Annotated in this window: 13 protein-coding genes; 9 read left to right on the top strand and 4 right to left on the bottom strand. The window is 63.5% G+C overall.

The features are described from left to right. Window positions 1–38: 38 nt before the first annotated feature. Both NDN16_RS08630 and NDN16_RS08625 read left to right on the top strand, forming a co-directional pair. The gene (locus NDN16_RS08630; protein WP_251113212.1) at window positions 39–2,264 is read left to right on the top strand and encodes a tetratricopeptide repeat protein; all 2,226 of its coding nucleotides are present in this window, start codon (window positions 39–41) and stop codon (window positions 2,262–2,264) included. Between the two features lie 175 nt (window positions 2,265–2,439). Continuing rightward, window positions 2,440–3,063 (top strand): DedA family protein, encoded by a 624-nt coding sequence (locus NDN16_RS08625; RefSeq protein WP_251113211.1) that lies wholly within the window; start codon window positions 2,440–2,442, stop codon window positions 3,061–3,063. Here NDN16_RS08625 and NDN16_RS08620 read toward each other — a convergent pair whose 3' ends face one another. Then, entirely contained in the window at window positions 3,064–3,402 is a 339-nt protein-coding gene (locus NDN16_RS08620) for a DUF2293 domain-containing protein (RefSeq protein ID WP_251113210.1), read from the bottom strand. It lies immediately after the preceding gene. 124 nt (window positions 3,403–3,526) lie between these two features. Here NDN16_RS08620 and NDN16_RS08615 point away from each other — a divergent pair, with 124 nt between their 5' ends. The 3 genes from NDN16_RS08615 (at window position 3,527) to NDN16_RS08605 (ending at window position 7,123) form a co-directional block, all read left to right on the top strand. Next, the gene (locus tag NDN16_RS08615) at window positions 3,527–4,522 is read left to right on the top strand and encodes an ArsR/SmtB family transcription factor (RefSeq protein ID WP_251113209.1); all 996 of its coding nucleotides are present in this window, start codon (window positions 3,527–3,529) and stop codon (window positions 4,520–4,522) included. 14 nt (window positions 4,523–4,536) lie between these two features. Continuing rightward, on the top strand, window positions 4,537–5,451 hold the full coding sequence (gene metF / locus NDN16_RS08610) for a methylenetetrahydrofolate reductase [NAD(P)H] (protein WP_251113208.1): 915 nt from the start codon (window positions 4,537–4,539) through the stop codon (window positions 5,449–5,451). Between the two features lie 451 nt (window positions 5,452–5,902). Then, a complete protein-coding gene (locus tag NDN16_RS08605; protein ID WP_251113207.1) occupies window positions 5,903–7,123 on the top strand; it encodes an ornithine decarboxylase in 1,221 nt (406 codons plus the stop codon). A gap of 3 nt (window positions 7,124–7,126) precedes the next feature. On the opposite strand, the gene NDN16_RS08600 is transcribed toward NDN16_RS08605, so the two are convergent. The 3 genes from NDN16_RS08600 to NDN16_RS08590 all read right to left on the bottom strand — a co-directional run bounded on the left by NDN16_RS08600 (window position 7,127) and on the right by NDN16_RS08590 (window position 9,700). Continuing rightward, window positions 7,127–7,537 (bottom strand): DUF4112 domain-containing protein, encoded by a 411-nt coding sequence (locus NDN16_RS08600; protein WP_435301077.1) that lies wholly within the window; start codon window positions 7,535–7,537, stop codon window positions 7,127–7,129. Window positions 7,538–7,645: 108 nt separating this feature from the next. Beyond that, window positions 7,646–8,839 carry a lytic murein transglycosylase gene (locus NDN16_RS08595; RefSeq protein WP_251113206.1) on the bottom strand — a complete coding sequence of 398 codons (1,194 nt, stop codon included), beginning with the start codon at window positions 8,837–8,839 and terminating at the stop codon, window positions 7,646–7,648. A 90-nt stretch (window positions 8,840–8,929) separates the two neighbouring features. Then, window positions 8,930–9,700, bottom strand: coding sequence for a glycoside hydrolase family 25 protein (locus NDN16_RS08590; RefSeq protein WP_251113205.1), 771 nt, complete (start codon window positions 9,698–9,700; stop codon window positions 8,930–8,932). Between the two features lie 192 nt (window positions 9,701–9,892). On the opposite strand from NDN16_RS08590, the gene NDN16_RS08585 reads away from it, so the two are divergent. From NDN16_RS08585 to NDN16_RS08570, 4 genes are all read left to right on the top strand, one after another. After that, on the top strand, window positions 9,893–10,117 hold the full coding sequence (locus NDN16_RS08585) for a hypothetical protein (protein ID WP_251113204.1): 225 nt from the start codon (window positions 9,893–9,895) through the stop codon (window positions 10,115–10,117). A gap of 152 nt (window positions 10,118–10,269) precedes the next feature. Then, window positions 10,270–10,989, top strand: coding sequence for a TerB family tellurite resistance protein (locus tag NDN16_RS08580; protein ID WP_435301076.1), 720 nt, complete (start codon window positions 10,270–10,272; stop codon window positions 10,987–10,989). Further along, window positions 10,956–11,756 (top strand): peptidoglycan recognition protein family protein, encoded by an 801-nt coding sequence (locus tag NDN16_RS08575; RefSeq protein WP_251113203.1) that lies wholly within the window; start codon window positions 10,956–10,958, stop codon window positions 11,754–11,756. Before NDN16_RS08580 ends, NDN16_RS08575 begins: the two co-directional genes overlap by 34 nt. Window positions 11,757–11,965: 209 nt before the next feature. Then, entirely contained in the window at window positions 11,966–12,484 is a 519-nt protein-coding gene (locus NDN16_RS08570; RefSeq protein ID WP_251113202.1) for a lytic transglycosylase domain-containing protein, read from the top strand. The last annotated feature ends 12 nt before the right edge of the window (window positions 12,485–12,496 follow it).

Below are 12,496 nucleotides of genomic sequence, written 5' to 3'. Positions count from 1 at the left end.
CTGCATCGTATGTTTAATATCACGGTACGATAATCATTATGTCGCAGACTTCAGAAGCCGGACAGGAAATCGCGGCACGCTTCAACGGCGCGAACGCGGCCTTCAGGGAGGGGCGCTGGGTCGTCGCCCTCGAAGGGTTCGAGGCGGCGCTCGCCCTGGACGAGCAACTCGAGCCGGCCGGCATCCAGGCTGCCCGGTGCCATGCCAATCTCGGAAAATGGGCCGAGGCGCGCGACGCGTTCGCGCGTGTGCTCATGATCAACCCGGCAAGCTACACCGCATGGCTGGAGAGCGGTCACGCCTGTCGCCGCCTCGGCCTGTTCGACGAGGCGGAATCGGCGTATCGGCGCGCGGCGGGCCTTGCGCCGAACCGGCACGAGGCGTTCGTTTCCCTTGCGCGCCTGCAGGAAGAGTTCGGACATTTCGACGCGGCGGACGAAACCCTCGGCAAGGCGCTGGATGCGGCACGTACGGCCTCCATGCAGACCGTGGCCCAGGTGCATCGGATGATGGCCCGCTACCGGATCGAGCAGAAGATGCCCGAGCGTGCGCTCGCTTCCCTCGAGGCGGGGATACGTATCGCCGCCGAGGCGGGGGCCGACGTCAACGAATTGTGCGAGTGGCAGCTCGACCGCGGCAACGCCCTCATGCTGATGGGCGAGAAGGAGCGCGCCTACAAGGCCTTCGGTGCGGCATCGGCATCGACCGTCGAGGCCACGCTGCAGCGCCTTGCGCAGGTATCCTACGCGCACAATCTGTGGGTCGAGGCCGGAGACGTCCTGCGGCGCAGCGCCGAGCTCAATCCCACCAGTCCGCAATCGCAGCTCGCTCTCGCCAAGCACCTGGCCGAATGCTGGGACATCACGGAAGCCGAGCAACTGCTCGACAAGGTCGATGCGTTCGGCCCGAACGCGGAATCGGCCGGTATCCGGGCAAACATGGATATCCGCCGGGGAGACGCGGAAGCCGCCGTCAAGATCCTGATCGAAGAGGCGAAGGCAAATCATACGGGTGGACGGGAATGCTCGCGCGTCGCCATGACGTCGCTCTATTGCGATACCTACGACGCGAAAGACATTCTGGATCTGCACGAATGGCTCTTCGAGCCGCTTGCCGCGCAAGCCCGGGACCGCGCATCGTTGCGTAGGAAGCCGCTGAAGGGGCGCCGCATCCGCCTCGGCTTCATCGCCGCCGACCTCCATTACCAGCATCCGGTCAACATCTTCATGCAGCCGATCCTGCGCGAGCTCGATCGTGAAAAGTTCGAATGCTTCGTCTACGCGTGCGGCGGCCTGTTCGACGACCAGACGCGCCTGGCGCGCGAGCGCGCCGAACACTGGCTGGAGGTCGAGGCATGGTCCGACACCCAGCTCGCTGCCAGGATCGAGCAGGATCAGATCGACATACTGGTCGATCTTCTGGGCCATACGGCGCATTCGCGCGGCGCCATGCTGGCGCGCCGGGCCGCGCCCTATCAGGTGAACTATCTCGGCTATCCCGGCACGACGGGCCTGCCGAACATGGATTGGCTGATCAGCGATGGCGTCGTCACGCCCGAGGGCGCCGAAGAGTTCTACTCGGAAAAGATCGCACGGTTGCCGGGAACGGTGTTCTGCTACGCGCCGGAAGAATACTATCCGCTTCCGGCCTTCAACGCAGAAATGGAATCGCGACAGCTCACCTTCGGCGCCGTCAACAATGCAGCGAAGTTCAGCCGCAAGACGCTGGCGCTGTATGCGCGGGTGTTGGAAGCGGTGCCCGGCTCCCGAATGGTCATCCGGGCGCCCAGCTTCGGCGACAAGCAGGCGGTCGCCTTGTTCAGCCAGCGTTTCGAGGAGTTGGGCACGGATCTTTCCCGGCTGACCTTCCTGCCACCCGTCGCCATGCCTGAAATGATGGCCGCTTACGCCGATATCGACATCGTCCTGGACCCGCATCCCTACAACGGAGGCACGACGACCATGCAGGCGCTGTGGATGGGAGTGCCCGTCATTACGCTGGAGGGCCGGCAGTTCGTATCGCGGATGGGTACCAGCTTTATCCGCGCGGCCGGCCTCGAGGACTGGGTCGCCGCCGACGAAGATGCCTATGTGGCGATCGCCACCGCCAAAACGAAGAACCGCAAGCAGCTCCTCAATCTCAAGAAGGGCCTGCGCAAGAAGCTTCAGGGCCGTTCCGCCTGGAATCCCGTGGCGCATACGCGCAACTTCGAGAAGGCGCTGCTCGACATCATCGCAAGCGAGGGCGTGATCCCCGCCGAATGAGCGGGGTCCAGCCACTTGGATGCCGATTTCCGAAAGGGCCGACCGGTCGATGCCTGTCGGCCCTTTCCGTCACGACACGCGATCTTTCCCTGCGGGATGCCGCAAGGCGGTTTAAACTCGTGCCGCATTGCACTACAGGCAGAGCCTGTTGGATAACGCGAAGCGAGGATGGTCCGTGGACGAGTTCGTCAAAAGCCTGATGGAGAATTATGGGGCCTTCGGTATCGGGCTGCTCATGTTCCTCGAGAACATCTTTCCGCCTATCCCCTCGGAGATCATCATGCCGCTGGCGGGCTATCAGGCCGCCTTGGGACAGATGTCCATCTATACCGTCATCCTGTCGGGCACGGTCGGCACCGTGCTCGGCATCATGCCCTGGTACTATCTCGGCTATTTCTTCGGCGAGCAGCGCATCATCCGTCTGTCGGAACGCTTCGGGCGCTGGATGACCCTGGCACCGTCCGATGTCCGCGCCGCCGACCGCTGGTTCCGCAAATACGGTTACCTGGCGGTGTTCCTGGGCCGTCTGGTGCCGACCGTCCGTACGCTGATCTCCATTCCGGCAGGCCTTTCGAGGATGCCGCTCCCGGCCTTCCTGCTGTTCTCGACCATAGGCAGCCTGATCTGGACCTCGTTCCTGGCGCTGTCGGGATTTATCCTGGGCCAGAAATACGAACTGATCGACGAGTATGTCGGCCCGGTCTCCAACCTCATCGTCATCACGATCGTGGCCCTCTATATCTATCGTGTCGTCACCTTCAAGCCGGAAAGCCGCCGGGCTTCGCCGCGCGCCGAGTGATCAGGCGGGCGGCAACGCCTCCTCGTCATCGGGCTCCGCCTCCGGGTAGGAATCCAGCCTGCGGGTGGAGCCCCAGCGATCGAGCACGTCGTTGATCTCGCCCAGAATGAAGTACAACGCCGCATCGCGGTCGTACCCCTCGTCGCGAAGCCGGTCGTAATCGGTGTAGCTGTGCCGGATATGGGCGATAGCCGCCAGCCAGAATGCCTGGTCCGGCCCCACGGTCCGCAGGTGCCGCGAGCGCGCCGCGGAGCGGACCGTCTCGGCGTCGAGATACGGAATGCGCGGCGTCGTCGCCCGCATGGCCCTGTCGATCGCCCGTTGACGTTCCGTCGCCATGATAGCCCCCACAGTGCGATTTCCGCGCCATGATGGCACGGGGCGGGGGCGGCATGAAACAGGCTTGCACGTTGATGACAGGAGATATAAAGATTTCCTTATATCATTCTGCAACGGAGCTGTCGTGGCGTCCTCACTGCCATTCGACGAAACGGTCAACATGCTCAAGGCGGTCGCCGAGCCGACGCGCCTTCGGCTTGCGCTCCTGTTGCTGCAGGGCGACCTGACCGTCAGCGACCTCGTGAAGATCCTCGGGCAATCGCAGCCCCGCATATCGCGACATCTCAAGCTGATGGTGGATGCCGGTGTCGTCTCGCGCTACCAGGAAGGAGCTTGGGCGTATTTCCGGTTGAGTGGAGACGACAGCGCCGAACTCGTGCGGCGGATGCTGCCGCTGGTGGGTGCCGCGGACGGCCCTCCGGCTCATGACAGGGACAAGCTGGCCGTGGTGCGCGCGCAGCGGGCCGAAAGGGCAGCGGCCTATTTTGCCGACAACGCCGCCGAATGGGACCGTATTCGCGCCCTTCATGTGCCCGATGCCCAGATGGAAGAGGCGCTTCTGGAAGTTCTCGGCGACGATCCCGTGGACAGGTTCCTGGATATCGGCACGGGAACGGGCCGGATGCTGGAGCTTATCGGTCCGCGCGCCCGGCAGGCCGTCGGCGTCGATGCCTCACGCGAGATGCTGGCCATCGCCCGCGCCAAGCTGGATGCGGCGGCGCTGTCCCACGTGTCGGTTCGCTTGGGCGATGCCTACCATCTGCCGGTCGAGCCGCTCAGCCACGACCTGATCGTCCTGCATCACGTGCTGCACTTCCTGGACGAGCCGGCCGCGGCGCTGCAGGAGGCCGCCAAGGCATTGCGCCCCGGCGGCCGGCTCGTGGTGGTGGATTTCGATGCGCATGACTGCGAATTCCTGCGTGAAGACCATGCCCACGCGCGTTTGGGCTTCAGCCAGGCCATGCTGGCCGGCTATTTCGAAGCGGCCGGCCTCACGGCAACCGATGTCCGGGCACTGCATCCCGGAGAGCGCGGACAACTGACCGTGCTGATATCCACAGCCTGCAAACCCGCACGCTCCAACTCGGCCTGCGCGGCGGCGCCGGCCCGATACGCATGACAGGAACGAACACCATGTCCGCTACGTCACCGGCTCAACGGTCGAACCTTCGTGTTTCCTTCGAGTTCTTTCCGCCGAAGACACCGGCGATGGAAGAGACGCTCTGGGCGTCCGTCCAACGCCTTGCGCCGTTGGAGCCGAGCTTCGTTTCCGTTACCTATGGTGCGGGCGGATCGACGCGCGAGCGCACCCACCACACGGTCAAGCGCATCCTGGAAGAGACCAATCTTGCGCCGGCCGCCCACCTGACCTGCGTCGATGCCTCGAAGGCCGAGGTGGACGAGGTCGTGCGGCAATATCGCGATACGGGCGTACGCCATTTCGTGGCGCTGCGAGGCGACAGCCAGGCAGGGGCGGGGGCCGCCTTCGTGGCCCGTCCGGACGGCTACAGGAACGGTGCGGAGCTGACTGCGGGGCTGAAGGCGATCGACCCGTCTTTCGAGATCTCCGTTTCCGCCTACCCCGAGAAACACCCCGAAAGCCCGGATTTCGCGACCGACATAGACCTGTTGAAACGCAAGGTCGACAGCGGGGCCAGCCGGGCGATCACGCAGTTCTTCTTCGACAATGATACGTATGAGCGCTACGTCGAGCGCGTACGGCGTGCCGGTATCTACGTACCGATCGTCCCGGGCATCGTGCCCATCCACGACTTTACGAAGATACGGCGTTTTTGCTCGGCCATCGGCGCCACCATTCCGGCCTGGCTCGCCGAGCGGTTCGAAGGGTTGGAGAACGATCCGCAGACACGGGCGCATGTTGCTGCGGCCGTGTGCGCCGAACAGGTGCTCGACCTGACTCGGCGCGGCATTTCGGATTTTCATTTCTACACGATGAACCGCGCCGACCTCGTTTACTCGATCTGCCATATCCTTGGTATGCGGCCCAGATCGGAGGCGGCGTCACCGCAGGACGAAGCCGCGGCCTGACGCCGGAGCGGACAAAAAAACCGGGGCCAGTACATGACCCCGGTTTCTTATCGTCGATTGTCAGGAGCAGCGGCAATAGCCGAAAGGGGTATCAGGAGATGACCCCGGTGACCAACGCACCGATAAAAATAAAGGCGGCCCCAATCATAACCATATTGAGCGATCGCGTGATTTCCATCGGATGTAACTCCCTTCTCACGGTGTGTTACAGTGTTAATCAATCCTGAATGAGCGTAAAGGCCAAAACGTTGCGGCACGGCGGCATGAATGGGCGCAAATGTCGCAATCGCTTAATTTAAAACGATAAAATCCGGCCATATTTTTCCGTGAACGACATGGCGCGCGCCGCCTCTCTTGCAGTGCGAAAACAGGCTCGCGTCACGCAAACGGCTTCATGATCGTGCAGTATGCACCATCTAGGGTCTCAGGATTCGCATGAGAGAGGGTAACGTTGCAGAAGTTCGATACAGCCATCGAGACCGTTCATACCTTGCGTCCGGACGTACCCGTATACTGCTTTAGACCAGAGGTCCTGACGCAGGATGCCCGCTCCTTCATGGATGCGTTCCCCGGTGAGACGGCCTATGCCGTGAAGACCAATGGCGAACCCATGGTTCTGGAGACGCTGGCGAAGGCGGGGGTGACGCTGTTCGACGTCGCTTCACCGGGAGAGTTCGCCGCGGTGCGCGCCGTGGCCCCCGACGCCGGCATGCTGTACATGCACCCGATCAAGGCGCAATCGGACATCCGGCTGGCTCTGGAAACATACGGTATCCGGGTCATGTCCCTCGACCACGAGGACGAGGTCGCGAAGATTCTCCGGGTCGTGCGTGCGCTGGACATGGACCCCGGAACGATCACGCTTTTCGTCAGGCTCCAGACGAAAGGGCATGCCGCCTATGAACTGTCCAAGAAGTTCGGCGCCGCGCCCGCTCATGCGGTGGAGTTGCTTCAGCGCTGCCACCGGATCGGATTTCGTACCGGATTGTGCTTTCATGTCGGTTCGCAGATCGAGGATCCGGAGACCTACGAGCGTGCGCTGGCATCGGCCGACTGGGTACGCAACCGCGCCGACGTGCCCTTGGCCGGGCTGGATGTCGGCGGCGGGTTTCCGGCGGAATACGGTTACGACCCGAAAAGGCGAAAGCCCGACATGCCTGGCTTTCCGGAGATCATGGCGCGGTTGCGGGCCGACCTGAACGAATGGGGTTTCGCGGATGTCCCCCTGGTGGCGGAGCCGGGACGGGTGATCGTCGCAAGAGCCTTTTCGCTGATCGTGCGCGTGCTGCTGCGCAAGGGCCGCAGGCTGTACATCAATGACGGCATCTGGGCGTCCCTATCGGATTCCTGGACCGGAAAGATCACCCTGCCGGCGCGCTTCATCCCCGATCCCGCCCGCAGAAGGCGCAACGGGGACCCGGACAAGATTGCCGCATTCAAGGTTTGCGGTGCGACCTGCGACAGCGTCGATATCCTGTCCCGTCCGTTCTGGCTGCCCGAGACGGTGGATACCGGCGACTGGATCGAGATCGGCCACATTGGTGCCTATTCGCTGTCGCTGCGCACACGTTTCAACGGCTTCTATCCCGATACGTTCGTGCATGTGACGACGCCCTTCGATGCCGGCGATGCCGCGCAAGGCTATGCCAGCCTGGAGACGATGGCCGATTGAGCGTCAGCGCCGGATGTCGTCATCTTCCAGGTCGTGGTGATCGAGGATGATCTGGATATTGCGGCGATGCGCCTTGTAATAAATATCGAAAGCGTCGCCGACCACCGGGACCGCGCCGAAGGCGGCGTCCACGCCGACATTGTACAGCATGGTCATCAGCTTGCGTTTCGGCAGCCCCAGTTGACGGGCCTCATTGACGATCAGGAGGCCGATAAGCGCCCCTCCGGCATCGCCGACGATCGGCACCATGCCCATCAGCGCATCCGCGCCGAAGCGAATGTTTGTGCCGGGCAGGCGGAGCGCGGTGTCCATGATGCGCGCCAGCATCGCCAGGCGTCGAATGCGGCGCAACTTCTCCTCGCGGCTCATGCCGCGGATGGCTTCACCCGGAAGGATATATTCGACAGTGGCCATTCGGCGCTCCCATCTGCAACTGGACATTGCATGATGTGGGCATTGCATCCTGCGGTATAAAGGGACGGCGGCCGGATTTCGGTTCCGGTCGCCGTCCGGGTGTTCGTCTCAAAGCGCGGACAGCAATTGCCGTGTCGGCCAGCCATCGGCCGGCATGCCCAGACGGATCTGCTCCTGCCGTACGGCGGCGCGCGTGTTGGCCCCCAGGATGCCATCCACCTTGCCGACATCGTGTCCGCGCGACACCAGCCGCTGCTGAAGCTGCTTCATCTGGTCGCCGTCGAGGCCCGGCTGCGGGTTGCCCTCATGGACAGCGGGCGCACCGGCGAGGCGCGTGCCGAAATAGCCGGCCGTCAAGGCGTAGACGAGCGAGTTGTTCCACGTCAGGTACACGTCGAAATTGGGAAAGGCCAGGAAGGCCGGCCCGCCGCGTCCCTGCGGCAGGACGATGGAGGCGGGGACGTCGTCGCGCTCCAGCGGCGTTCCGTCGGCCTTGGTGACGCCCAGCGCCGCGAAATTGCCGCGCGGCTCCCGGGAGACGAGGGCGGCCCGGTCGAACGGGAAATCTGCCGGCAGGCGCACCTCTTCCAGCCAGGGCTGGCCGCGCTGCCAGCCGAGATGCTGGATGAACTTGCCGGTCGTCATCAGGACGTCCGGCACGTCGGTCAGGAGGTTGATGCGCCCGTTGCCGTCGGCGTCGGTTCCGAAGGCCAGATAATCCTCGGGCAGCATCTGCGTCTGGCCGAGCTCTCCGGCCCAGGCGCCGCGCATCTGCGATGGCTGCAGGTAGCCGCGATCGACAAGCTCGATTGCGCCCATCAGATGCGGGCGAAACAGATCGGGTCGGCGGCAATCGTGCGACAGGGTGGCGAGGGCGTTCAGCGTGTCGAAATCGCCGAGGACGGCGCCGTAATCCGTTTCAAGGCCCCAGAAACTGGTGATGACGGCGGCGGGAACGCCGGTCTGCGCTTCCACCTCGCGGAAGACCGAAGCATATTTCTGCATCCGCTGCTTGCCGTTGGCCAGGCGATTCTTGTTCACCATGCGGCCCTGGAACTGCAGCCACGCCTGCTGGAACACGCCCTGGGCCCGGTCTCTCTGCAGCACCTTGGGATCCTGCCGCACCGAAGCCAGCGCCCTGTCGACGCCCGCCGGTGAAAGCCCACGGCCGATGGCCTCGCTGCGCACGCCCTGCATGAATGCGCCGAAATCGCCGCCGCATGCGGCGCCTTGCGCCATGGCGATCGAGGAACTGGCCCCGAGAAGAATAAGCGCGGCACCGAGCCGCTTGTCGGTGTTCATGATTTCAATTCCCGACAAATCTCGAATGCGTATGGCCTGAACGCCGTGAACATGGCCGTTTGAAGATCGACCGCAGAGCGCCCGGGCGGTTTACCGCCTTGTGTGTGACGAGAGCCACCGTTGCCAATCCTGGCGCGATCCGGAAAACGCATTGCGATCGACGTCCCCCTCGATGCCGGCCACGGTGCCCGTTGCCGTATATTGCCAGAAGTGGAAGTCGCGCGCCTCGTAGACGTTGTCCGGGTGGTCGGCCACCGCGCGCAGCCAGAACCGGTGGTTGGGATAGGTGCCCACCAGCCGGTCGCGATGAATGTCGATCGGCGCGTAGATGATGGGGCGCATCCCGTAATGGCGCTCCAGTGCATCCATGAAGGCGGTCATCTCGCGCTGCATCTCGGCGCGGTCGGGCCTTCGGGTGCAGGTGGGGGAATGCGGTGTCCATTCCACGTCGAGGACTGGGGGCAGGGATAGCGCGTCCTGGGGCACGTTCTTGATGAACCAGCGCGCCTGTTCGATGCCGGGCCGGCACCAGTAGAAGAAGTGGTACGCACCATGCGGAATGCCGGCATCGCGCGCGCCACGCCAGTTTTCGTGGAAGCGCTCGTCCAGCCGGTCGCCGCCTTCGGTGGCCTTTATATAGACGAACTCGACGCCATCGGCCCTTGCGGCGCGCCAGTCTACGTCGCCCTGGTACTTCGAGATATCGATGCCGTGGACGGGGTAGTGATCCGGCCGCTCTCCCGCAATGCGCGTCAGGCCGAGTTCGACCGGATCGAGGCTTGCCGTTCGGCAGCCCGAAATGCCGAGCGCGCCCGCGATGAGCAGAATTCCTGTCGCGATGACGCGCACGTTCAATTTCATACAGTCATCCGATCCTGCTCGATGTGACGGCGAAAATGGCCAAGCAGCCTTTCGTCAGGCTTGAGACGATTCTACGGCCATGGAGATCACGATCGTAAGATTGTGCAACATGCTTTGATCCGGCCTCTGCAACTCGATGCTCCCTACCCCTGTTGTGTTGCTGAAGGACGAACGGAACAGGACAAGAAAATCATGAGGAAGCCCCTTATCGCTCTTGGCGCGGCTGCGCTGCTTGGCCTTGCGGCGTGCTCCGACAACAATTCGACCGAGCCGGCTGCACCGCCCGCCGGTGGAACGACCCCGCCCGCAACCACGACGACGCCTCCGGCCACGACGGCTCCGCCGGCAGCCGAGCCCGCACCGGGCGGCACGACTGGCGGTACAATGGGCGGGTCGAGCGGAACCACCAACCAATAATTGCCTTTGCTGATATCATGGACGGAACCGGCAGTTTAGCACTGCCGGTTCATTGCTATTGGCGGTAGGTTTCAATCCGCATGGTCCACCGTTTATGATGGCCGCCGACGATTCCGAGCCGGCCTTTCCGGCATAAGGGTACAAACTGCCGCATGTCGATACTGACCACTCTTGGCGCCTTGATGCGGGATCTTGCCATCCAGGGTCTATCGGCGCTGGAGGCGATTTTCGAACGGCTGCGCGCGCTCTACGAGGGCGATGCCGAAACGCGCCGCCGCGTTGCCTTTTCCGTCGCGATGATCGCCTTGGCGGCCAAGATGGCCAAGGCCGACGGCGTCGTGACGCAGAACGAGATTTCCGCGTTTCGCCGTATCTTCGCGATTCCCGCCGAGGAAGAGCGCAACGTCTTTCGGCTCTACGACCTTGCGCGGCAGGATACCGCCGGGTTCGAGCTCTATGCGGCCAAGCTCCGGGGCCTTTGCAGCAACTCCTGCGACGGAGAATGCGCGATGCTGACGGATGTCCTGGACGGGCTCTTCTTCATTGCCGGTTCCGACGGGATCGTGCACGAGCGGGAACTGGCGTTCCTGGAGCGGATCGCCCAGATCTTCGGCCTCAGCGAAAGCGAGTTCGCGCGCATAAAGGCGCTGCACGTTCATGAGGGGGAGGGCAGTTCCTATGCCGTGCTAGGCGTTTCGCCGACCGATCCGATGCCCGTGATCCGCCGCCGCTATCTGGAACTGGTGCGCGAGAACCACCCGGATCGACTGGCTGCGAGGGGTGTGCCGCAGGAGTTCATGTCCATTGCGGTGGAGCGGATGAAGGCCATCAACGCCGCATGGGACAGCATCTCGCGGGTACCGGCCGCGTGACGTTTCCAGGCGACAGCCCGATCGTCGATCGCGTCGTAAGCTCTCCCAACCACGGAGAGCGGCGCGGCATCGGCAAGCCCGATATGCTGGTACTGCACTATACCGGCATGCGACCGGGCGATTCCCCACTGGACCGTCTGACCGATCCTTTAAGCGAGGTATCTGCCCATTACCTCGTCATGGAGGATGGCGAGATCGTCCAGATGGTGCCGGAGGCTCGCCGGGCCTGGCATGCCGGGGAAAGCTTCTGGCGCGGCGAGCGTGACGTCAATTCCAGGTCCATCGGGGTCGAAATCGTCAATCCGGGCCATAATCACGGCCTGCGACCTTACCCGGCGCAGCAGATCTCCCGCGTGATCGAATTGTGCAGGGATTGTGTCGCAAGATGGGCGATTCCCGCCGCAAACGTGGTGGCGCATTCCGATATCGCCCCGTCCCGGAAGGAGGATCCGGGCGAATTGTTCCCCTGGGATCAACTCTCCGCCGCCGGTATCGGCCTTGCCGTGGAGCAGGTTCCGGTGTCCGGAGGGCGGTTCCTGTCGCCAGGCGACAAGGGCGAGCCCGTCGCCGCCTGGCAGGCGATGCTGGCCGCCTATGGCTTCGATGTCGCGGCGGACGGAATCTACGGTGACACAACGCGTCTGGCCACCCTGGCCTTCCAGCGTCATCACCGTCGTACACGGCTGGACGGCATCGCCGATTCGAGCACGGTCGGCACAATGCACCGCCTCCTGTCCTGCCGGCTCGCGGGCGACCGCACACGTTGATCGCCGCGCCGTCATTGTGACACGCGTTAATATTCCGTGAACGCACCGACACATTGCCGTTTCTTTTCCTGACGAGAAACCGCCCTAACGGCAGTGGCGTCGCTTGCGGCGCCGATGCCGCTCGGCGCTGCAGCGTTTCTTGCCGCCGCAACAATCCGTGTGCCGGCTTTAATGCGTGTTCCGCAGCCGGCGATATCGACAGGACGATGATGAACAGACTGCCCCTTATGGCTGGGGTCGTGATGATGTCGCTTGCCGTCATCCCAGCCGCTCATGCCGATACCGCCTCTTCCACGTCCACCGCGCCTGTGGAAACAGGAGAGCCCGACAGGACCGTGGAAACCCCCTTCGCCGACATGCCCTATGCAGAGTTGATCGCCGCCGAGGCCGAGCGTGCCGGCGTGCGTCTCGAGCTTGCCCATGCGGTGATCTTCGTCGAAAGCAATTACCGGTCCGACGTTACCGGTTCGGCCGGGGAGGTGGGGTTGATGCAGATCAAGCTCGGCACCGCCCGCGACATGGGATTCAAGGGAAACCGCAAGCAACTGTACGATCCGGCGACCAACCTTCGCTACGGCATGCGCTATCTTGCTGGCGCCAAGGAAAAGGGCGGCGGCACCCTTTGCGGTACGATCCTGAAATACAATGCCGGGCATTATGCGAAGCGCTCCAACCCGACCTCGCGCCAGTACTGCCGCAAGGTGCAGGTGCGGATGGCCAGTTTCTGAAGCCAGAGCTGG

The sequence above is a fragment of the Aureimonas altamirensis genome, from assembly GCF_023702225.1.
Classification (GTDB): domain Bacteria; phylum Pseudomonadota; class Alphaproteobacteria; order Rhizobiales; family Rhizobiaceae; genus Aureimonas; species Aureimonas altamirensis_B.
The sequence above is the reverse complement of the archived record's forward strand: the minus strand, read 5'-3'. Positions and strand labels throughout refer to the sequence as shown.